This window comes from Mycobacterium attenuatum (genome assembly GCF_900566085.1).
Lineage (GTDB): Bacteria > Actinomycetota > Actinomycetes > Mycobacteriales > Mycobacteriaceae > Mycobacterium > Mycobacterium attenuatum.
In genome coordinates this window covers 44,763-66,076 of record NZ_UPHT01000032.1, presented here as the reverse complement: position 1 = coordinate 66,076, position 21,314 = coordinate 44,763, and the positions used below count along the sequence as shown (strand labels likewise).

The following is a 21,314-nucleotide window of genomic DNA, read 5'->3' as shown; positions in this document are numbered from 1 at the left end:
ATGAAGGTACGCGAACTCGACATCCCCGGCGCGTGGGAGATTACCCCTGCCATCCACGGCGATTCGCGCGGACTGTTCTTCGAATGGCTTACCGAGCGCGGCTTCAGCGCCTTCGCGGGCCATCGTCTGGACGTCCGGCAAGCCAACTGCTCGGTATCGGCGGCGGGGGTCCTGCGCGGCCTGCATTTCGCCGAGCTGCCGCCGAGCCAGGCCAAGTATGTGACCTGCGTGTCCGGCTCGGTATTCGATGTGGTCGTCGATATCCGTTTGGGTTCACCGACATTCGGACAGTGGGACTCGGTCCTGCTCGATGACGTGGACCGCCGGTCGGTTTACATCTCCGAAGGCTTGGCGCACGGTTTCCTTGCGCTGCAAGACAATTCGACTGTGATGTATTTGTGCTCGGCAGAGTACAACCCGCAGCGCGAGCACACGATCTGTGCAACAGATCCAACGCTGGCCATCGACTGGCCGTTGGTCGACGGTGTGGCGGCGAGCCTGTCCGACCGCGACGCCGCCGCTCCCAGTCTGCAGGCGGTACGCGCTTCGGGTGTCTTGCCGACCTGGGCAGCGACCCAGAAGTTCGTGGACGCCCGGCGCGGCGGGTAAACCGCATCTGTACGCCGGCTGCGCCGCCATACATACTGCTTCACAAGATCCGCCGGTATCGCGGGTGCGGAACTATCCGAAGGAGAACTTGGTGAAGCGTGAATTGTGGATCGCCGTCGGGGCGGCGACCATCGTCGCGGGCGTGGCGGGGTGCTCCAACGACAACAAGTCCGGACCGTCATCCAGCTCGGCCACGTCGTCCAGCCCAGCCACCAGTTCGGCATCGGCGCCCGCGTCGAGCACTACGCCGGCAGCAGCCGGACAGACCCGGGTGATCATCGGCGGCCAGCCGCAAAACGTCAGTGGTCCGGTGGTGTGCTCGACGAATGCCGGAAGGTTTTCCATCGCCGTCGGCGACATGGCAACGGGAATCATCGTCGGCCTGGAACCGGACGGGTCGGTGGTTCACAGCGCCGGCCTGGGTACCGTCGACGGCGTGGTCATGAGCTTCACCGAGGGAGTGCCCGACGAGAACGCCAGCGCTACCAAAACCGGCAACAGCTACCACATCACTGGCGTGGCCAGCGGCGTCGACAACGCCGGCCAGCAGGTCCACAAACCGTTCGAAGTCGACGTCACCTGCCCCTAGCAGCGCAACCGTCACCTTCCTGCCCCCGACCGAGCCGGATGAAAGCCGCACGAAGGTTTGCCAATAACAGTCCGCCGGGTCGCATCGCGACGTAAATTGACCGGAGCGCAAGCTCCGGTTTGCACCGCGATCCGCTAGTTCTCGTTGCCTGGAGCTGCCGCGCCGAGCACCAAGCGCGACGACAGGCCACAACGATGACACTCGGGGAGCAGTTCGACCCGCGGAAAAATGCACTGAATGCATTTCGGCTCGCCCTGGCGATTGCGGTGATCCTTTGGCACTCCTTCCCGCTCACCGGCAACGACGTGTCTGTTCCGGCGGCCCGCCAGCTTCTCAGCTCGGTGCATGTCGACGGGTTCTTTGCGATATCCGGATTCCTGATCACGTCGAGCTGGTTGCGCAACCCGAGCGTCCGCGACTACCTGGTGGCCCGAGGTCTGCGGATCCTGCCTGGTTTCTACACCTGTTTGATCATCACCGCGTTGGTCATTGCGCCGCTCGGCGTGGCGATTCAGGGTGGCCCGGCCGCGAGACTGCTGTTTTCGGCCGCACCGATCGAGTACATGGTCAAAAACGGTGCGGTATGGGTGTTCAAGGCCGACATCGGGGGAACACCGAGCGGAATCCCCTTCCCCGGTTCCTGGAACGGCTCGTTGTGGACGCTCGGATGGGAATTGCTGTGCTACCTGACCGTGGCTGTCCTGGGCGTGGCCGGGCTGCTGGGTCGAATGTGGTTGCTGCCGGCGGCGACTGCACTTGCAGTGTTGTGGTCGGCGGTGGTGCCGCCGACGACCTGGGAAGTCCCGACGCCCGAGCAGAATGCCGCACGCTTCGCCGTCATGTTTTTCGCCGGAGCGCTGATCTACCAATGCCGAAACGTAACGCCCGCACGGTGGTCGCTGGTCGCGCTTAGCGTGGGCATCGTGCTCGTCGGCGGTCTGTTGCCCAACTATCGGGTGATCGCCGCGGTCCCGCTGGCCTACGCCATCATCGTTTCGGGTGCCCTGATCAGCAACCGACGCTTTTCCTTGCGCACGGATCTGTCATATGGAGTGTATATTTTCGCGTTCCCCATTCAGCGGCTGCTGATCATCGGCGGGCTGGAAAGCATGAACCCAATTGCGTTGTGGGGCATTGCGACACTGGCCACCCTGCCGGTAGCCGCGTTGAGCTGGTTCCTGGTGGAAAAGCCTGCGATGGGTTGCAAAGCGCGCTTGCGCAGGGACAAGCACGCTGCTCGAAGCCGGCAACATGCTCGCGCTGATACTTATGAGGCGCTGCGCTACAACCTCCGTGACGTTTTGCGGCGGGTCACCACGACGGCGACCCACAGCGCCACCGTCACCAGTTCGGCGCCCACAGTCAACCCCGCGTGCGGTGCGGGATCCCAGCCACGCTCGGAAAAGCCGAAGCACCCGCTGCGTCCACGTCATTGCAGGCTGCGCTCCTTCAAGGCCAGCGGATGCTGTGCGCGGGTATAGCTCACCTCGCGGATGCCGAGCACGGCACCGAGCTGTCTTGCCGGCAACGTGACCGGCTTGGGCGTCGGTCCGTCCCCCGGACGCGGCAGCGGGTAGGCCGTCGTCGTACCGCTGTAAAACGTCACGTTGCCTTCGGTCTTGGAAAATAATTGGTGGACATGACCATTCAGACACGTGACTGACGAGAACCGGCGCAGGTAGCCCAAAGCCCTTGCCGCGTCGTCGGTTGCCCAGCCCCAGTCCGGATACATAGCGAACAACGGGATGTGGCTCATCACAATGATCGGCGTATCGCTCGACAGCCGCGCGACGTCCTTCTCGATGAACTCCAGTTGTTCGACGCCCAGATGCCCGAGCTTGTCCATATTCAGCGTATTGACCAGGGCGAATACGTGGACACCCGCGATGTCGAAGCTGTACCAGCCGTCGCCACGGGTTCCCGCACCGAAGGCGTTGCGGTACTTTTGTCCGGCATCGTCGATCGAGTCGTGCTCGCCGGGAACGGTGAACACATGCGATGTCCTCAGGCCGGTCACCATCTGCTTCACTTGATCGAACTGGTCGGGGGTGGACAGGTGGGTGAGGTCGCCGGTGTGGATGACGAAATCCGGTGTGTAGCCCAGATTGTTGATCCGGTCGATGGCCTGGCCGAAGGTGGCCGCGACGTCGTGGTTGGCTTCGTCGGCGAAGCCCAGGTGGCTGTCGCTGATCTGGGCGAATCGCAGTGCCGGGCGACCGGCGGCAGACGGTGCCTCCGCCGCCCCGGCCACGTGTGAGATGACTTCGCCACCGCAGACGGCAAATCCGACCGCAGCCCCGAACCAGGCCGTGTGCCTGATGAGCTGGCGGCGGCTCATCGCGCGTGGGTCGCCGCTCATCGGGTCACCACCACGGTGCCGTGCATCATCGGGTGAATCGAGCACAGGTAACCGAAGGTGCCCGGCATGGTGAAGGTGTGCGAGAAGCTGGCTCCGGTACCCATTCCGGGCGAATGAAACGAACCGTCGCTCGCCGCGACCGTGTGCGGTTCTTCGTCGTGGTTGGTCCAGGTGACGGTGCCGCCCACGCGGATCGTCAAGGTGGCCGGGGCGAATGCGAAGTCGTCGATGCCGACCTGGTCGCCCGCCGCCGGCACCGGCGGTGTTGCCGACACCGCCGACATCCCCGGGGTCGCGTCCGCGGCGGAGCCGAACGTCAGCGCCGGTTGACTGACGGGCCGCGAACCCGCGCACCCGGCCAGCGCCACGCTCAAAGCCACTGCGGCGACGTGATATCTGAGTAGCACCGGCGACATGGCACCTCCGTGATCGATTGGTTGGGCAGAGCCCGTCAATGGTCACGAAGGGATACGGCGGCGGGTTACACCGGTCAGCCGGATTGGTCGCGGCGCACCGGCGCGAAGACGTCGATGAAACCGTCGGCCTCGCGAACCATCAATGCGGGCAATGGCTTTGGCGCCATCGGCAATTGGTGGGTGAGCACCTGCCCGGTCGGCGCGAACGATGTCGAGTGACACGGGCAACGTAGCCGATCATCGGATGCGTCGAACCACAGCCGGCATCCCTGATGGGTGCACACGCCGGATACGGCTTGGGGTTGGCCGTCGACGCGGCGCACAAATCCGCTGACTAAACCGAGATCAAACGGGTGCATGCGGCCGTCGGGCACGTCGGCGCTGACCGCGACCCGCTGCCAGCTTCCGTCGTTGGGGGTGAGCTGCCCGGCGACGTCCGGGGGTTCGCCGGCTTGGTCGCCGATTACGGCTCGATCGATAACAACCGCCGCCGCCGCGGCAGCGGCAGCGGCCGAGGTGGCGATGATGACGTGACGGCGCGTGGGGCTGTGCTGGGGCTCCGCACCCATCAAGGCAGGCGACCAAACTAACGCCTACGGCGGCAGGGGCGGTGACGGCGGCGCCGGCACGATGTATGCCGGAAACGGTGGATCCGGCGGAACGGCGACGAGCCACACTCGCGGCACCGCCTACGGCGGCTATGGCGGCACCGGCGGGACCGGCGGCTACGGAGGGGACGGCGGCATTGGTGGCACCGCAGAGTCCTACAACACCAATGGCGGAGCCGCCGTGGGCGGCAAAGGCGGCAACGGAGGCAACAGCCAGGAAATCTACGCAAGTGGCGGCGCCGGCGGCAACGGCGGCGACGCATCCGCGAAGAAAATTCAGGATGCCTTCGCCGGGGCTGGTGGCAGCGGCGGTCAGGGTGGTCCCAGCGGTCCTACGGGTAATTCCGGCGACACCGGCACCACTTGGTGGACGTAGCGAATCGCCTAGCTCTGACCGGGTTTTGACCTCAATTTTGTGACAACTTGCGCACGCCGGACACTATTTACTAGGATATCCAAGTATCTGGATATTCCACCGCAATACGACCCCTACGGGACACACGCCATGACCACACACATTCCGCATTTCATCGACGGCCAGCGCACCACCGGCCAGTCCAGCCGCACCGCCGACGTCTTCGACCCCAACACCGGAAGGGTCCAGGCGAAAGTGCCGATGGCCGACCAAGCCGACGTCGACGCCGCGGTGGCATCGGCCGTCGAGGCCCAAAAAGGCTGGGCCGCATGGAATCCGCAACGCCGCGCCCGGGTGCTGATGCGGTTCATCGAGCTGGTCAACGACCACAACGATGAACTGGCCGAACTACTCTCACTCGAACACGGAAAGACGCTGCCCGACGCCGCGGGCGATATCCAGCGCGGCATCGAGGTGATCGAGTTCTGCCTCGGGATCCCGCATCTGCTCAAGGGCGAGTACACCGAGGGCGCCGGTCCGGGCATCGACGTCTACTCGCTGCGCCAGCCCCTCGGCGTGGTCGCCGGCATCACCCCGTTCAACTTCCCGGCGATGATCCCGCTGTGGAAGGCCGGTCCGGCCCTCGCCTGTGGAAATGCCTTCCTGCTCAAGCCAAGTGAACGTGACCCCTCGGTTCCGGTACGGCTCGCCGAACTGTTCGCCGAAGCCGGCCTGCCTTCGGGTGTGTTCCAGGTCGTGCACGGCGACAAGGACGCCGTCGACGCCATCCTTAACCACCCCGACATCAAGGCGGTCGGCTTCGTCGGCAGCTCCGACATAGCCCAGTACATCTACTCCGGGGCCGCGGCCACTGGGAAGCGATCGCAATGCTTCGGCGGCGCAAAGAACCACATGATCGTGATGCCCGACGCCGATCTCGACCAGGCCGTCGACGCGCTGATCGGCGCCGGTTACGGCAGCGCCGGCGAACGCTGCATGGCGATCAGCGTCGCGGTCCCGGTCGGTGAGCAGACCGCGGAACGGTTGCGCGCCAGGCTGATCGAGCGGATCAACAACCTGCGCGTCGGTCACAGCCTGGACCCCAAGGCCGACTACGGCCCACTGGTCACCGAGGCCGCGCTGAGCCGGGTGCGCGACTACATCAACCAGGGTGTCCAGGCCGGTGCTGAGATCGTCATCGACGGCCGCGAACGGGCCAGCGACGACCTGACTTTCGGTGACGCCAACTTGGAAGGCGGCTTCTTCATCGGGCCGACGCTGTTCGACCACGTCACCCCGGACATGTCAATCTACACCGATGAGATCTTCGGGCCGGTGCTGTGCATGGTCCGCGCGCACAACTACGAAGATGCCCTGCGCCTGCCCTCGGAACATGAATACGGCAACGGGGTGGCAATCTTCACCCGGGACGGCGATACCGCACGCGACTTCGTTTCGCGGGTTCAGGTGGGCATGGTCGGCGTCAACGTCCCCATCCCGGTCCCGGTGGCCTATCACACCTTCGGCGGCTGGAAGCGCTCTGGTTTCGGCGATCTCAACCAGCACGGGCCGACGTCGATCCAGTTCTACACCAAGGTCAAGACCGTCACCTCGCGCTGGCCGTCGGGCATCAAAGACGGTGCCGAGTTCGTCATCCCGACGATGCAGTAGGCGGTAGGCACCCATGTTTGCCCTCGACGACGACGAGCGGGTGATCACCGAGACGGCGGCCGCCTTCGCCGAGAAGCGCATTGCCCCATACGCTCTGGAATGGGACGTCAGCAACCACTTCCCGGTGGACGTGCTACGTGAGGCCGCCGAACTCGGGATGGCCGCCATCTACTGCCGCGACGACGTGGGGGGCAGCGGGCTGCGCCGGCTCGACGGGGTGCGCATCTTCGAGCAGTTGGCCCTCGCCGACCCCGTCACCGCCGCGTTCTTGTCCATCCACAACATGTGCGCCTGGATGATCGACAGCTTCGGCACCGCCGAGCAGCGCAAGGACTGGATTCCCCGGCTGGCCACCATGGATGTCATCGCCAGCTACTGCCTGACCGAGCCCGACGCCGGATCGGACGCCAGTGCGCTGAGCACCCGCGCGGTCAAGCACGGTTCAGACTACGTGCTCGACGGCGTCAAGCAGTTCATTTCCGGCGCGGGAGCCTCGGATGTATACGTGGTGATGGCCCGCACCGGCGCCGACGGACCGCGCGGCATCTCGGCCTTCGTGGTCGAAAAGGGAACTGCTGGACTGAGTTTCGGCGCTCCGGAAGAGAAGATGGGCTGGCACGCCCAACCGACCGCCCAGGTGATCCTGGACGGCGTCCGGGTGCCCACCGACGCCATGCTGGGCGGCGTCGACGGCGAGGGCGCCGGTTTCGGCATCGCGATGAACGGTCTCAACGGCGGCCGGCTCAACATCGCGGCGTGTTCGCTGGGCGGCGCGCAGGCCGCCTTCGACAAGGCCGGCGCCTATGTTCGGGAGCGACACGCGTTCGGGGCCAGCCTGCTCGACGAACCTACCGTCCGGTTCACCCTGGCCGATATGGCCACCGGACTGGAAACCTCGCGAATGTTGTTGTGGCGGGCTGCGAGTGCGCTCGACGACAACGCCTCCACCAAGGTCGAACTGTGCGCCATGGCCAAGCGCTATGTCACCGACACCTGCTTCGAGGTCGCCGACAAAGCGCTGCAACTGCACGGCGGGTACGGCTACCTGCGCGAGTACGGCCTGGAGAAGATCGTGCGCGACCTGCGGGTGCATCGCATTCTGGAAGGAACTAACGAAATCATGCGGGTGGTCATCGGCCGGGCCGAGGCTGCGCGGTTCCGAACCACCGTTTAGGCTCCACCAGGTGACACACGTGACAACGACGATCGCGTTCTTGGGACTGGGCAACATGGGCGCGCCCATGTCGGCGAATCTGGTTGCCGCCGGCCACATTGTGCGTGCCTACGACCCGGCACCCGCAGCGGCGGCAGCGGCGGCATCAAGCGGCTGCGCGGTGGTCGACAGCCCAGCCGGCGCGGTTTCCGAGGCCGACGTCGTGATCACCATGCTGCCCACCGGTGAGGTGGTCAAGCGCTGCTACGCCGAGGTGCTGCCCGCCGCACGACCGGGTGCGCTGCTCATCGACAGCTCAACGATCTCGGTCAGCGACGCCCGCGAGGTGCATGAGCTGGCCGCATCGCGCGGTCTGGCCCAACTCGACGCGCCGGTGTCCGGCGGTGTCAAGGGTGCCGCGGCCGGGACGCTGGCGTTCATGGTCGGCGGCGACGCGGACGTCTTGGAGCGGGCCCGCCCCGTGCTGGAACCCATGGCGGGCAAGATCATTCACTGCGGTGCGGCCGGCGCGGGCCAGGCGGCCAAGCTGTGCAACAACATGGTCCTGGCCGTGCAGCAGATCGCGATCGGCGAGGCGTTCGTGCTTGCCGAGAAGCTCGGGCTGTCGGCCCAGTCGCTGTTCGACGTCATCACCGGAGCGACCGGCAACTGCTGGGCGGTGCACACCAATTGCCCGGTGCCCGGCCCGGTGCCGACGTCGCCGGCCAACAACGATTTCAAGCCGGGTTTCGCGACCGCCTTGATGAACAAGGACCTGGGCTTGGCGATGGACGCGGTGCGGGCTACGGGGTCCGCGGCACCGCTGGGCCGGCACGCCGCCGAAATTTATGCCGAGTTCATCGCGTCCGACGTCTCCCACAACGCCTTGGACTTCAGCGCGGTGATCGAGATGCTGCGGACCGGCTAGCTCACTGGACCTCTCGGCCCAGGAATGCGGCAAGTTGGTCGGCGGGCGCACGCTCGGGTGAGCACGGCTGTTCCTCGGCGAAGGGCTTGCCCGGCCCGCGGAACTGCGGCCCCACGAATGCGCGCACGGCGGAGAGCTGTTGGGTCGCCAATTCGGGATCCAGATCGGTGGATTGACCCGTGGCGGCCGCCAGATCCCAGGCGTGAGTCAGCACATCGCTGGTGCGGATCCCGACGAACACCTGGCCGGGCAGCTCCCCGAACGGCAGCTTGAAGGTGGTGGACATCCCGTCCGGCGCGGCGAAAACCTCGTGGGCGGCGGCGGCCGCGGTCCGGTGGGCGGCCAGCACGTCGTCGGGCCGTGCAGACGGCTCAACCGGGTGTTGCGCCCATTGCCCGACGTGTTCGTTGCCGCTGATGACATGTTCGATCAGATCCCGCACGGTCCACTCCGAGCAGGGTGTCGCAGCGCCGTGCTGTTCGGGGCTGACGTTGGCGAGGACGCCGGCGAACGCATCCTGCGCTCGCTGGTGAGCAACTAGTGGGTCCACTGACGTGCCTTTCTCTCGGTTCAATCGGTGAAATCTCCGGCGTTGCGCCGCAAGGTTTCGATGGCCGACACCAGCGCCGCCGATTCGTTAGCGTCCATTCCGATGTCGTCGAACACCTGCTCGTTGAGGGTCAAGGTGGCGCCCTCGACGGTCGCGCGCCCCAACTCGGTGATCTGCACCAACGTGGTCCGCCCGTCGGTGGGGTGCGGCACCCGTCGTACCAGCCCGTCGGCTTCCAGGCGGCGGATCGCGTGCGTGACGCTGGTGACATGAACCTGCAGGCGGTCGGAGGCCTTGGTGATCGGCAATGCTCCGGTTCGGCTGAACGCCAAGAGGCGAAGCAGCTCGAAACGCGAGAAGCTGAGATCGTAGGGGCGCAGCGCCGTTTCGACGCGAGCGAGCAGGATCTGGTGTGCCCGCATCACCGACGTCACCGCGACCATGCCCGGCGCCACGTCACCCCAGCCGGCCTTCTCCCAGTTGGCCCGAGCCACGGCGATCGGGTCAGGTTTCTCCGGTCGTGATGCAGCCACGCCCTTTCATACCGCACCGCCGGGCCCATCGGGTCAACACACGAGGTTCACGCGGCAGATTTTCCGACCGCGCGCAACACCGCCAGAGTTGACGCGAGGCTGCCCACGGTTATCCGCGCACCGCCGTCCGGGTACGGCCGGACCTGCAAGCCGGCCCGGGTGAAAACTTCATCCCAACGCCGACCCCTCGACGGCAGGTACATGAAGTTGGCGTGCGCGTCGGTGGTGAATATCCCCATCGCGCTCAATTGCTGCTGAAGATAGCGCCGTTGGGCCGTGATCAGTCGAATCCGGTGCGCCAGCTGGTCTTCGGCCTCATAGGAAGCGGCGACCGCGAGTAAGCCGGTGCCGGCCATGCCGAACGGAAGCTGCTGCGCCCACATCGCTGCGGCCAGCTCCGCCGCGGCCAGGCCGTAACCGATCCGCAGCCCGGCCAGCCCGTAGGCCTTGGAAAAGGTCCGAACCACCAGCACATTGGGGAACCGGGAAAGCAATGCCGCAGCGTCGATTCGATGCTGCGGCATGGCGAATTCGATGTACGCCTCGTCGAGCAGTACCACGGTGTCCGGCGGTACCCGGCTCAGGAACCGCGCCACCGCCGGCGCCGGCTCCAGCGTGCCGGTCGGATTGTGCGGCCGGCACAGCACCACCACTCGGGCGTGGGTGGCGGCGTCGGCCAGCGCGCCCAGATCGTGGTGGCCGTATTCGTCGAGGGGGACGGTCACCACGATCAGTCCCGCCAGCTGCGCGACGATCGGATATCCGTCGAAGGTCGGCGTGGCCATCGCTATCGCATCGCCGGGCACGGTCACCGCCCGGATGGCCTGCATCACCACTCCGGTCGCACCGGCACCGAGCACCACCTGGTCGACGGGCATGCTGATATGGGCGGCGATCAATTCGCGCAGGCGCTGCGGCAGAAACTCCGGATACCGGTTCACCGCCTCGATCGAGCGAATCAGCGCCGCGCGCACCGCCGGCAGCGGTGGAAACGGATTCTCGTTGAGCGACAACGCACACGGGTCGATCGCACTCGGGGTCGCGACGGTGAGCATCAGGGCCGCCCGCCCCAGCGCATCGCCGCCGCCCCGGCGAAATCGCCGGCGTGGGCGAACCCGGCCATCATGACTACCGCGCCGGCGGCCATCCGCCCGGTCGTGATCGCCCGATCCAGGTTGACCGGAATCCCCGCACCGAACAGGTTTCCGCACGCGTCGAAGGTGTCTAAGTGCCGTTCGTTGGCCAGTTCGAGTGCTTCGCGCCAGTTCCGCAGGAACACCCGGTTCGGCTGATTGGTGACCAGTAGATCAATATCCTTGGCGGGCATGTTGATTCGATCGCACACGGCAAGCGCCACCTCGGGAACCTGCCGGTTGCCGCGGGCCAGCACCTTGGTGATCTTGCTCTCGGTGAACCCGATACAGAGCTCACCGGCGCCGGGTTGCCACCACTTGCGCGGCGGATCGGGGGCAAGGGTCATCTCGCCGGCGTATTCGCCGTAGGTGCGGCATTCGACCCCCAGAATGGGCGAGCGGTCCGTCAGTGCGACCAAGCCCACCGCAGCCCCGTCGCCGGGTACCGCCGCCTGCGCCTTACGGCGGACTCCGGGTTGATCGAATACCTGGCCGGCCGAGTTCTGCGCAATCGCGATCAGCGCCGTGCGACCCGCGCCGGAGATCAATAGTTGGCGAGCGACGTTGAGCGCCAACACAAATGCTGCGCATCCACCATTGTGCAAGTCCAGCACCCACGACGGTCGCATGCCGAGGCGGTGCGCAATGCCGCCACCGGCACCGTAGAACGGCATATCCGGCGCCTGGGTGTGGGTGATCAGTACATCGACGGTCTCGATCACCTCCTCGCCATGGCGTTCGATCAACCCCCGCGCCGCACGCTCCACCATGTCGACCGCGGTCTCATCCGGGGCGACATGATGGCGAAACGCCGGCGCACGAAACATGCGGCTGTCACGCAGGTCGTCGGATTCGGCGAATTGCGCGTAGTAGTCCGCACCGATCGGCTCCCCGGGCAGATAACTGGAAACGTCGATGAGACTAACGGGTTGGCTCACCATGGATTTCACCTCATCCAGATGGGGACGACGGGCAAGCCGTTGCGGTGCCGGTATTCCGCGATGGCCTTGAGGTTCTTTAGTTCCAGCAAGTGGCCCGCGGCGAACATATCCCAGAAATCCCCCACCCAAATGGGACGGTCGGGCGGCGCGGTCTGCGGGTAGGGGTTGTGGTCGTAGAAGGGATGATGGCAATTCGTCCACAGCACAACCGAACCCGGCTTGTCGAGGACCACCTGTGCGTCGACGACGCGCATCAGGTAGACCATCCACAGATGCTTGCCTTGATCCCAGGCGCAGTGGTAGTCCACCGTCCGGGCCTGCTCGTTGGCGATGGTGCGGGTGTAGATCTTGGTCTGCGATCCGAGCCGGTCGTAGGCCAGCCACAGCCCCGGCTCGTCGGTCGGCGCGAAGCCGCGCAGGCTGTACGTCCACTCCTCGAGGCTGCGCGTGTCGGCCATGTAGTCGTACAGCTCATCGGGGGGACAATCGATGAAATCGGTCACGGTGCAGTACTGCCCGAAAACCTGATCATGCGGATACACCGACCTCATCATCTCCATGATGATCGGGGTGGCCTTCTCGCGCGGGCTGGTTTCGATGCGGGTCAACCCCTCGATCGGCGCCACGACGCCGGTACCAGCATGGGCGTGGGTCAAGATATCGTCAAGCGCTGGCAGCGACATCAGTACGGTTCTCCTCTGCGATAGGTGTAACCAGAAATGGTGCGAACGGCGGGATTTCGTCGGCAGCGCACTCGACACTGACCACCGCCGGTCCGTGGACGCCGACGGCGGCGCGCACCGCCGTTCGGAAGCGCTCGATGTCGGAGACGTCGACGGATGTCAGACCGGGAAACATCGCCGCCAGCCCCGAGCCCAGCCGGCTGCGGCGAAATCTGTTGTAGCTGTAGAGGTCTCCGTAGAACAGCTGCTCGCGGGTCACACACATCGCATGGGCGTTGTTGTTGAACAGCACGAACGTCACCGGAAGCCGGTACTGAACGGCGGTGTGCACCTCCATGCCGTGCATGAAAAACGCTCCATCCCCGGCGATCACCACGGTGCGCCCCGCAGGCCGTCCACTGTTGGCGCGGCCCAAGGCCATTCCGATGCCGGCCCCGAAGCTGTAGCCCATGCCGCCCATGCCGAGCGCGACAGCGAACCTGCCGCCCCGACGGGCACCCAGGTAGTGGATCGCGGCGGCCCCGGTGTTGCCGGCGTCGACTACGATGTCGGTGCCGTCGGGCAGCACATCGTTGAGCACGGTCATGGCATCGCGGTACCGCACGCCCGGACCCGTCCAACCCGGGGGCCGCAGCTCGGTGCGCTGCACCATGTCGGGCACTCGCAGGCCGGTAGGCCGCCCGGAACCCGAGAGCGCCTGGGTGAGGATGCGTAGCGAGCCGCGTAGGTCGTCGGTGTGCACATGGGTACAGGGAAGGTAGGGCGGCGCGGAACCGATCGACACCGTTGGCACCGCGGCCAGCGCTTCTTCCATGCCGGCGCGGGCGGTAACGGGTAAGCGGGTGCCGACGACGAGGCACACCGCGCTGCCGGCCACCGCGTCGGCCACGTTCGGGTGGCCCATGACGCCGGTCACTCCCAGCGCCGACGACGACCCAAGCCCCGGTGTTCCCGCGACATCCTTGGCCTCCGGCACGGTCGCCACGCGCGCCCGCAACACCGCTCGCAGCTGTTCGAGCTCCGGGCGGCAGTCGTCGCGCGCGACCTGCTCGCCGACGATCATCGTGACCGGGCCGTTCGCCCGGCGCAAAATCCGCGCGATGGGATAGGGGTTGCCGATGGGCCGCACCTCCCCCGGCGCCTCGCTGCGCTCCTGGGCCTCCACGTACCCCTGCTGAATATCCTTGGGCAGCAACAGCACTGCCGGACCACCGGTACGCGCCGCGGCGATGGCCCGCGGCAGGGCCGAGGCAATGTCGGCCGGGGCGAGCATCCGCTGGCACGACAGCGACACCGCGGTAAATACCGCTTCGGCATCCAGCGATCCGTTGCGCCCACTGGTGTCCTGGAAGGCGCCCCGGCCGTCCAGCGTGGTGGCGGCTTGGCCCACCAGGGCGAGCACCGGCACCCGGCTTGCGAGCGACTCGCCCAGGCCGGCCACGAGGTTGAGGGCGCCGCCGCCGGAAGTCGCCGCCACAACACCTAATCCGCATCCGCTGCGGCTGTACCCGTCAGCCATTGCGGCGGCGGAGAATTCGTGCTTGGCCAGGATGGCGCACAGCGACGGGTGGAAATGCGCGGCGTCGTAGAGATCTTCGATGTTGGCTCCGTCCACACCGAAGACGTGGTCGACTCCGATTGCCGCGAGGTGGTTCACGATGTGGTCGACCACCCGGTGCTTCCTGGGCATGTCGGTAACACGACCCGCGGCGAACTTCAGTTCACCGCGGGCCGGGCGAATTCAGAGCGAACGCTGCAGCAGCACTTGGCCGGTATCGGCGGAAACCACTTGCACGGCGGCGATCCGATCAACCGGCGTCGAGATGCTGCCGGCCGGTGTCGCGGTGTGGCCGGGTTCGGCCACCCACGTCGCCAGGCGGGTTTGGCTGCCGTCACGACCCACCACCACCATCGCCAGCGTGTCGTGGTGCGCATCCGGCGGAGCCAGGCAAACACACCGCAGGTTGATGAACGTCCCCCAGTGCTCGGGGCGAAGCGACACCGTCGACGCCAAGAGGTTGGTCCCCACCTGCGCCATCGGTTGCGCCGACACCGCCGGTTGCGGCGATCCGGAATGACTCTGGACACCAACCAGCACAGCGATCCCCAACACCATGGCCGCCGCGGCCGAGGCCGCCCATGTGGTCAGCCGGGCGCGGCGACGGCGCCAGCGCACCGTTGCCAGCAACGACGGCAACAACTGCGGCGACAGCTGCGGAGCCGGCGGACCATCCGTGCCGGTGCCGGACTCGTTCATCGCCGCCACCTCGTCGCCGTCGAGCTGCGAAAGCAATGCGGGCACACCGGAAAGCTCGGCGACGGCGCGCCGGCAGGCGGCACACCCACTCATGTGCTCTTCGTATTCGCGGCGGTCAGTCGCCGACAGCGACCCCAAAACGTAAGCGGCGTCCCACATCTCATACCGGGGGTGGTGACCGGCCGTGAGGTCATACCCCTCGTTGTCACCGGGCGGGCCCAGCCCCCGAAGCGACGTGACCATGTCATCCATCTCCTGTCACCCTCAAGTATTCGGAACCCACGGCCGCCCGGATGGGTCTGTGAACAGTGCCTCGAGTCTGTCCTGCCGTCATCGCGTCACCCCAAGCTCTTGCAGCCCGAGCCGCAGTGCCCGCACCGCGTAGTGCAGTCGCGACTTGACGGTGCCTTCGGCGATTCCAAGGTCGCTGGCAATCTGCGCCGTGGTCCATCCACGATAGTAGGACCGCTCGATCACGGCCCGGTGCTCACCGGACAAGTGCGCCATGGCCTCGGCGATCAGCAACCGGTCCAGCGCCGCGTTCACCTCGTCGGGCACGGACTGCTCGGGCGCGCCCGATTCGTCGGTGGAGCCGACGACATTGCGTGACCGTGCGCTGCGCCGATCGTCGATGATCATGTTGCGCGCGACGGTGAACAACCACGCGCGCGCCGACCGCTCGGCATCACCTATCACTTCCGGATGCTGCCATGCCCGCAGCAAGGTCTCCTGGACGACGTCCTCGGCCTGGCTCGCGTCGCCGGTCAACCGCAGCGCATAACGCCACAACACCGCGGCGTGCTCGTCGTAGAGCGCCTTCATCAGCGCGGCTTCTGCGGCCCCGGACGCGGCCCGAGCACCGGGCACCCGACCCACTCGATCACCTCCCGCTTCTGACACGAGTCGAGTAGGTGTTTGGTTCAGCTATCTAACCAAAGGTCAGGATTCGGGGTCCGTCCTCGGTTACCGCCACTGTGTGTTCCCAGTGTGCCGCACGCGATCCGTCGGCAGTAGTGACTGTCCAGTTGTCCTCGAGCACCACGGTCCTGGCGGTGCCGAGGGTCAACATGGGCTCGATGGCCAGCACCGAGCCCGCGGCCAGTACCGGCCCGCGCCCGGGAGCGCCTTCGTTGGGCAGAAACGGATCCATGTGCATCTGCCGGCCGATCCCATGTCCGCCGTACCCGTCGACGATTCCGAAGGAGCGGCCGTATCGGACTTCGGCGGTGCGGGCGCCCCGCTCGATGGCATGCGAGACGTCGGTCAGACGATTGCCGACCACCATCGCCTTGATTCCGGCCTCCAGCGATTCCCGGGTCGCATCTGACAGGGCTTCGTCGGCCGGATTGAGCGGTCCCACCCCGAACGTTATGGCCGCGTCGCCGTGCCAGCCGTCCAAGACCGCGCCGCAGTCGACCGACACCAGATCACCGGCGGCCAGGATCTCGGCGGCGGAGGGAATGCCGTGGACCACCCGGTCATTGACCGAAACGCAGATCGACGCCGGGTAGCCGTGATAGCCCAGGAACGACGGGGTGGCGCCGGCTTCGCGGATCACCGTCTCGGCGATGTCGTCGAGGGTCTGACTGGACACGCCGGCGTCCGCCGCCGCGCGCACGGCCCGCAGGGCCGCAGCCACCACGGCGCCCGCGGCTGCCATCGCGTCAAGTTCGCCGGCACTGCGTTGTGGCACGACTTTGCGGCCCCGCAACCGTGCCAGGGCACGCATGGCTACTTCCCCAGAGCCTGCAGCGCGCGAGTGAAGACTTCATCCATGGTGCCGACCGCGTCGACGGTCTTCAGCTGGCTGCTGTAGTACTCCAGCAGCGGCGCCGTCTCGTCGCGGTAGACCTTCATCCGGTTGAGGATGACATCGTCGGTGTCGTCGGCCCGACCACGGCCTTTGAGCCGCTCCAGCAACACGCCCTCCGAAACCCGGAACTCCAGGACGGCGTCGATGTCGGTCCCCCGGCGTTCGAGCATCTCGTGCAGCGCCTTGGCCTGGTCCACCGAGCGCGGATATCCGTCCAGGATGAAGCCGTTGGCCGCGTCGGGGTTGTTCAGCCGATCGTCGACGAGTTCGTTGGTCAGATCGGACGGCACCAGGTTGCCGGCATCCAGGTAGCGCTTGGCCTCCAAGCCCAGCTTGGTGCCTTCCTGGATGTTCTGGCGGAACAGTTCGCCGGTGGAGATCTGCGGGATGCCCAGCTTCTCGGCCAGCTTTTGAGCTTGCGTCCCCTTGCCCGCCCCGGGCGGTCCCAGCAACACGACTCTCACTTGAGGAACCCTTCGTAGTTACGCTGCATGAGCTGACTCTCGATCTGTTTGACCGTATCCAAGCCGACACCGATCATGATCAGGACTGCGGTACCCCCGAAGGGTAGGTTCTGGACTCCGCCGGTGTTGCCGATCTGGAGAAACAGGTTGGGCAACACCGCGATCACGCCCAGGTAGATCGATCCCGGCAGAGTAATCCGGCTCAGCACATAACGCAGATAGTCGGCGGTCGGGCGGCCCGGGCGAATGCCCGGAATAAAGCCGCCGAACTTTTTCATCTCATCGGCACGCTCGTCGGGATTGAACGAGATCGACACATAGAAATACGTGAAGAAGATGATCAAACCGAAGTAGATGACGATGTAGCCAACATTGCTGGGGTCGGACAAGTAGGTGGCGACGAACTTGTCCCACCACCCGTGGCCTACACCGCCGGTGCCGCTGCGGACCAGCTGCGTGATCAAATGCGGAATGTAGATCAGCGACGAGGCAAAGATCACCGGGATGACACCGGCCTGGTTGACCTTGAGCGGCAGATATGTCGAGGTTCCCCCGTACATCCGCCGGCCCACCATGCGCTTTGCGTATTGCACCGGGATGCGGCGCTGGCCCTGCTCGACGAACACCACACCGACGATGATGATCAGCGTGGCCGCACACACCGCAGCGAAGACCGCGCCACCGCGGCTCTCCATGATCTGCTGACCCTCCGCCGGAATGCGGGCCGCGATACCGACAAAGATCAGCAGCGACATGCCGTTGCCGATCCCGCGTTCGGTGATCAACTCGCCCATCCACATCACCAGCGCCGCGCCGCTCGTCATCACCAGCACGATGACGACCAGGGTGAAGATGCTCTGGTCGGCGATGACCTGTTCCTGACAGCCCTGCAGCAACTGGTTGTTGGCCGCCAGCGCCACGATGCTGGTGGCCTGCAGAATCGCCAGCGCGATGGCCAGGTAACGCGTGTACTGCGTCATCTTGGCCTGGCCGGACTGACCCTCCTTTTTCAGCTCCTCGAACCTGGGAATGACGACCATCAACAGCTGCACGATGATGCTGGCGGTGATGTAGGGCATCACCCCGACCGCGAACACCGTGAGCTTGAGCAGCGCGCCGCCGGAGAACAGGTTGATCAGCGAGTAGATCTGGCCGGCTTCGCCGCTGCTGGCCTGCTTGATGCACTGCTGGACGTGCGGAAAGTCGACACCGGGAGACGGCAGCGAGGCGCCGACCCGGTACAGAATGACGATGCCCAGCGTGAAGAGGATCTTCCGTCTCAGGTCGACTGTTCGCAGCGATGAGATGAAAGCCGAAAGCACTCTTCCTCCTGCGCAGCGGGGGGTCATCCTGCATTACGCGCCCAACACTCGCAGACCAGGACGTACGGCCGCATTATCTACAGCGCGTCAAACCGTTACGAGATTAACAGCTGATGCGGGCCGGACTTGCCAGGGTGGCCGTGGCGGCGGCGGAGGGGGCGTACAGTCTTGATAGTTCGTTATATTGGCTAAATATCAACGTTCCGGCGGCGGAGGGTAAACGGATGACGCAAGTGGGTAGCGCGCGCTTCGAAGGGGACACCTGGGATCTGGCTTCCAGCGTGGGTTTGACGGCCACCATGGTGGCGGCTGCACGTGCGGTCGCCTGCCGAGACGTCACCGGCGCGGGAGCCGTTGCCAGCGACAACTTCGCCGAGCCGCTCGTCAAAGCGGTGGGCGTCGACTTCTTCAGCCGTCTCGCCAGTGGTGAGCTGGATCCAGGCGACCTCGACGACGACACGACCAACGGCATTCGGCATTTCGCTGACGCGATGGCCGTGCGCACCCGCTTTTTTGACGATTTCTTCGCCGACGCAGCCCGGGCCGGCATCCGCCAGGCAGTCATCCTGGCCTCCGGCCTGGATTCCCGCGCGTACCGGTTGCGCTGGCCGGCCGGTACCACGGTGTTCGAGGTCGACCAACCCCAGGTGATCGAGTTCAAGACAGCGACGCTAGCCGAGCTGGGCGTGCGACCGAGCGCCGATCGACGCCCGGTCGGCGTTGACTTGCGTGATGACTGGCCGGCGGCGTTGCACGAAGCCGGCTTCGACCCGGGGCGGCCAAGCGCCTGGACAGCCGAAGGGCTGCTGGGCTACCTGCCGGCACGGGTTCAGGACCGGCTGCTGGATCAGGTGACCGCCAACAGCGCACCGGGCAGCCGGTTCGCCACCGAAGGTCTGCTCGACGTCAGCGATCTCAACCGGGAAGAGCTGCGACGGCGCATGTACCGCCAGAAAGAGCGGTGGAATCGCCACGGCTTCGATCTCGACATGGCGGCTTTGATGTATTTCGACGGCCGCACCGACGCGGGCACGTATCTGGCTGCCCATGGTTGGCAAACCACCGGCGTGAGCGACACCGAGCTGTTCGCCCGACACGGACTGCCGCCCGTCAACGGCGACGATGCTCCCTTCGGCGAGGTGGTCTACATCTCGGCCGAACGACGCGGCTGAGGCGGAGCCGACGCGAAGTGGATGCGAAGTGGACACGCAACCAGTCAGCGCGCGTAGCGGGTAGGTCGGCACCGGACCGCGCCGCGCCGCACGGTCAGAGCCAGAGGCAGACTGTAGAGAATTTTCTCCACATCGACACGTTCTGAGATTGAAGGATATGGCAATCGACTCATCCCGATCCCCCGGCGACAGCTGGGATTTGGCTTCCAGCGTCGGCGCCACGGCGACAATGGTCGCCGCCGCCCGCGCGCTGGCGTCCACGGCGGCCGACCCGATTGTCGTGGACTCGTTCGCCGCACCGCTGGTGCGCGCGGTCGGCCTCGATTTTTTCACCCGCCTGGTCGACGGCGACATAACCCGCGACGACCAAGCCGAGCGCGAATTGCAGTTCATCACGGAGTCGATCGCGGTGCGCACCCGCTTCTTCGACGAATTTTTCCGTGATGCGGCTCGCGACGGTCTTCGGCAATACGTCATCTTGGCCGCCGGCCTCGACGCCAGGGCTTACCGGTTGCCCTGGCCGAGCGACAGTGTGGTCTACGAAATTGATCAGCCCGCGGTCGTCGAGTTCAAGAGCACTACCATGTCGCAGCTGGGCGCCGTTCCCGCCGCGCAGCGCCAGACGGTCAGCATCGACCTTCGCGACGACTGGCCGAACGCCTTGCGCCACAGCGGCTTTGACGATACACAGCCGACCGCCTGGAGCGCCGAAGGCTTGCTGATGTATCTTCCACCTGAAGCCCAGGACCGCCTGTTCGACAACATCACCGAGCTCAGCTCAGCGGGAAGCAGGCTGGCCACCGAATACCACCCGGACACCGGTTCGACGCTGGCCCAGCGGGCCCAGGAGTTCACCCAGCGGTGGACCACTTTGGGTTGCGATATCGACCTGACGGGACTGTTCTACGACGGCGAGCGCAGCAACGTCGTCGATTATCTGACCGGCCGCGGCTGGCTGGTGGGCACCCAGCCCCGTCGGGAGCTGTTCACCGATTACGGTCGCATCTTCCCCGACGATATGTCGCAGCTCGGCGACATCGTCGCCGTCACCGCCACCCTCTGACGATTAGGCCGGATGGGCGGCCGGCGCACGCACGACCATGGGCACCGCCGGGAACGCCCAGGCCATTTCGGAGCGCGACTTGCGCAAAGCCGCTGTGCCGTAACCTTTCTTGCGGTGCTCGGGGTGTACCCAGATCCGGACGTTCACCTCGCCGTGGACGAGCTCGCCGAACACCATCCCGACTTTCTCCCCGGCGTCGACCGCGACAAACCAGGCGGCCTCCTCGTCGTCGACCCGGCGCAGCGCCGCCTTGATCTCGTCGTCGAGGTTGCCGGCGGGCCCGCCGGACCCGTCGCCGGCGGCGCCCATTTCCTCGGTGCGCGCGGCGAAGATGTCGCGGTCGTCCTCTGGGGAGAAGGGCCGCAGTTCCAGACTCTCGCCAAGGCTGGCCGGACGATCTTTCGAGGCGAAACTCAATTGTTTGTTCAGATCGTCGAGTTCATCCAGGATCTTGTTGCGCGCGTCCTGGGTGAGCTGGTCGAAAGACATGCTCATCACCGCTTCGGCGGCCACATGGGAGGTGCCCAGCAGCGCCACGATCGCCTCGACCGCGGCCGCTTTGTTCTCGGCATCGACGATGGCGTCGGCGACCTCATGCCGACGTTCAAGTGCGGCGAGCAAGGCATCTGCGATCTCGCGGCGGACGGCAGTCTGGTCGTGGTCTGTCATTGCATAAGCGTAGAACGACATACCCG

23 protein-coding genes and 1 pseudogene are annotated in these 21,314 nt (G+C 65.9%); 9 read left to right on the top strand and 15 right to left on the bottom strand.

Annotated features, from left to right (window positions below; translation table 11 throughout):
• From rfbC to EET13_RS05225, 3 genes are all read left to right on the top strand, one after another.
• Complete coding sequence (gene rfbC / locus EET13_RS05235) at positions 1 to 609, top strand: dTDP-4-dehydrorhamnose 3,5-epimerase (RefSeq protein ID WP_122441283.1); 609 nt, start codon at positions 1 to 3, stop codon at positions 607 to 609.
• A gap of 91 nt (positions 610 to 700) precedes the next feature.
• Positions 701 to 1,198 carry a lipoprotein LpqH gene (locus tag EET13_RS05230; RefSeq protein ID WP_122441360.1) on the top strand — a complete coding sequence of 166 codons (498 nt, stop codon included), beginning with the start codon at positions 701 to 703 and terminating at the stop codon, positions 1,196 to 1,198.
• Between the two features lie 194 nt (positions 1,199 to 1,392).
• On the top strand, positions 1,393 to 2,679 hold the full coding sequence (locus EET13_RS05225) for an acyltransferase family protein (RefSeq protein WP_244603769.1): 1,287 nt from the start codon (positions 1,393 to 1,395) through the stop codon (positions 2,677 to 2,679).
• Here the strand turns inward: EET13_RS05225 and EET13_RS05220 are convergent.
• From EET13_RS05220 to EET13_RS05210, 3 genes and pseudogenes are all read right to left on the bottom strand, one after another.
• On the bottom strand, positions 2,628 to 3,557 hold the full coding sequence (locus tag EET13_RS05220; RefSeq protein WP_122441282.1) for a metallophosphoesterase family protein: 930 nt from the start codon (positions 3,555 to 3,557) through the stop codon (positions 2,628 to 2,630). The genes EET13_RS05225 and EET13_RS05220 overlap by 52 nt on opposite strands.
• Positions 3,554 to 3,841 carry a cupredoxin domain-containing protein gene (locus EET13_RS05215; protein WP_425294003.1) on the bottom strand — a complete coding sequence of 96 codons (288 nt, stop codon included), beginning with the start codon at positions 3,839 to 3,841 and terminating at the stop codon, positions 3,554 to 3,556. The genes EET13_RS05220 and EET13_RS05215 overlap by 4 nt, the downstream gene beginning before the upstream one ends.
• A gap of 206 nt (positions 3,842 to 4,047) precedes the next feature.
• Positions 4,048 to 4,512 (bottom strand): annotated as a pseudogene (locus EET13_RS05210) (QcrA and Rieske domain-containing protein); the annotation flags it as partial.
• A gap of 1 nt (position 4,513) precedes the next feature.
• On the opposite strand from EET13_RS05210, the gene EET13_RS05205 reads away from it, so the two are divergent.
• The 4 genes from EET13_RS05205 (at position 4,514) to mmsB (ending at position 8,688) form a co-directional block, all read left to right on the top strand.
• Positions 4,514 to 4,957, top strand: a complete 444-nt coding sequence (locus tag EET13_RS05205; RefSeq protein ID WP_136623111.1) for a hypothetical protein — start codon at positions 4,514 to 4,516, stop codon at positions 4,955 to 4,957.
• Positions 4,958 to 5,086: 129 nt separating this feature from the next.
• Positions 5,087 to 6,607, top strand: a complete 1,521-nt coding sequence (locus EET13_RS05200) for a CoA-acylating methylmalonate-semialdehyde dehydrogenase (protein WP_122441278.1) — start codon at positions 5,087 to 5,089, stop codon at positions 6,605 to 6,607.
• Between the two features lie 13 nt (positions 6,608 to 6,620).
• Positions 6,621 to 7,781 (top strand): isobutyryl-CoA dehydrogenase, encoded by a 1,161-nt coding sequence (locus tag EET13_RS05195; RefSeq protein WP_122441277.1) that lies wholly within the window; start codon positions 6,621 to 6,623, stop codon positions 7,779 to 7,781.
• 19 nt (positions 7,782 to 7,800) lie between these two features.
• Positions 7,801 to 8,688: a 3-hydroxyisobutyrate dehydrogenase gene (gene mmsB, locus EET13_RS05190; RefSeq protein WP_280177863.1), complete on the top strand. Its 888-nt coding sequence runs from the start codon at positions 7,801 to 7,803 to the stop codon at positions 8,686 to 8,688.
• A 1-nt stretch (position 8,689) separates the two neighbouring features.
• On the opposite strand, the gene EET13_RS05185 is transcribed toward mmsB, so the two are convergent.
• The 11 genes from EET13_RS05185 to secY all read right to left on the bottom strand — a co-directional run bounded on the left by EET13_RS05185 (position 8,690) and on the right by secY (position 18,384).
• Positions 8,690 to 9,238, bottom strand: coding sequence for a TIGR03086 family metal-binding protein (locus tag EET13_RS05185; RefSeq protein ID WP_122441276.1), 549 nt, complete (start codon positions 9,236 to 9,238; stop codon positions 8,690 to 8,692).
• 20 nt (positions 9,239 to 9,258) lie between these two features.
• Positions 9,259 to 9,771: a MarR family transcriptional regulator gene (locus tag EET13_RS05180; RefSeq protein WP_122441275.1), complete on the bottom strand. Its 513-nt coding sequence runs from the start codon at positions 9,769 to 9,771 to the stop codon at positions 9,259 to 9,261.
• A gap of 47 nt (positions 9,772 to 9,818) precedes the next feature.
• Positions 9,819 to 10,826 carry a pyridoxal phosphate-dependent aminotransferase gene (locus tag EET13_RS05175; protein ID WP_122441274.1) on the bottom strand — a complete coding sequence of 336 codons (1,008 nt, stop codon included), beginning with the start codon at positions 10,824 to 10,826 and terminating at the stop codon, positions 9,819 to 9,821.
• Positions 10,826 to 11,845: a 3-oxoacyl-ACP synthase III family protein gene (locus EET13_RS05170; protein WP_122441358.1), complete on the bottom strand. Its 1,020-nt coding sequence runs from the start codon at positions 11,843 to 11,845 to the stop codon at positions 10,826 to 10,828. The genes EET13_RS05175 and EET13_RS05170 overlap by 1 nt, the downstream gene beginning before the upstream one ends.
• 5 nt (positions 11,846 to 11,850) lie before the next feature.
• Positions 11,851 to 12,528: an SRPBCC family protein gene (locus EET13_RS05165; protein WP_122441273.1), complete on the bottom strand. Its 678-nt coding sequence runs from the start codon at positions 12,526 to 12,528 to the stop codon at positions 11,851 to 11,853.
• Positions 12,509 to 14,218: a thiamine pyrophosphate-binding protein gene (locus EET13_RS05160; RefSeq protein ID WP_122441272.1), complete on the bottom strand. Its 1,710-nt coding sequence runs from the start codon at positions 14,216 to 14,218 to the stop codon at positions 12,509 to 12,511. The genes EET13_RS05165 and EET13_RS05160 overlap by 20 nt, the downstream gene beginning before the upstream one ends.
• 51 nt (positions 14,219 to 14,269) lie before the next feature.
• Entirely contained in the window at positions 14,270 to 15,037 is a 768-nt protein-coding gene (locus EET13_RS05155) for an anti-sigma factor family protein (RefSeq protein WP_122441271.1), read from the bottom strand.
• Between the two features lie 78 nt (positions 15,038 to 15,115).
• Positions 15,116 to 15,661 carry a sigma-70 family RNA polymerase sigma factor gene (locus tag EET13_RS05150; protein ID WP_168990685.1) on the bottom strand — a complete coding sequence of 182 codons (546 nt, stop codon included), beginning with the start codon at positions 15,659 to 15,661 and terminating at the stop codon, positions 15,116 to 15,118.
• A gap of 52 nt (positions 15,662 to 15,713) precedes the next feature.
• Positions 15,714 to 16,514 (bottom strand): type I methionyl aminopeptidase, encoded by an 801-nt coding sequence (gene map / locus EET13_RS05145; protein WP_122441270.1) that lies wholly within the window; start codon positions 16,512 to 16,514, stop codon positions 15,714 to 15,716.
• A 2-nt stretch (positions 16,515 to 16,516) separates the two neighbouring features.
• Positions 16,517 to 17,062, bottom strand: coding sequence for an adenylate kinase (locus EET13_RS05140; RefSeq protein ID WP_122441269.1), 546 nt, complete (start codon positions 17,060 to 17,062; stop codon positions 16,517 to 16,519).
• Positions 17,059 to 18,384 (bottom strand): preprotein translocase subunit SecY, encoded by a 1,326-nt coding sequence (gene secY / locus EET13_RS05135; RefSeq protein ID WP_122441268.1) that lies wholly within the window; start codon positions 18,382 to 18,384, stop codon positions 17,059 to 17,061. The genes EET13_RS05140 and secY overlap by 4 nt, the downstream gene beginning before the upstream one ends.
• Before the next feature lie 224 nt (positions 18,385 to 18,608).
• Between secY and EET13_RS05130 the strand changes: the two genes are divergently transcribed.
• Positions 18,609 to 19,556, top strand: a complete 948-nt coding sequence (locus EET13_RS05130) for an SAM-dependent methyltransferase (RefSeq protein ID WP_425294224.1) — start codon at positions 18,609 to 18,611, stop codon at positions 19,554 to 19,556.
• A 157-nt stretch (positions 19,557 to 19,713) separates the two neighbouring features.
• Positions 19,714 to 20,619 (top strand): SAM-dependent methyltransferase, encoded by a 906-nt coding sequence (locus EET13_RS05125; protein ID WP_122441267.1) that lies wholly within the window; start codon positions 19,714 to 19,716, stop codon positions 20,617 to 20,619.
• Positions 20,620 to 20,622: 3 nt separating this feature from the next.
• Here the strand turns inward: EET13_RS05125 and EET13_RS05120 are convergent, their stop codons facing one another.
• Positions 20,623 to 21,288, bottom strand: a complete 666-nt coding sequence (locus EET13_RS05120) for a GNAT family N-acetyltransferase (protein ID WP_168990684.1) — start codon at positions 21,286 to 21,288, stop codon at positions 20,623 to 20,625.
• Positions 21,289 to 21,314: the final 26 nt, after the last annotated feature.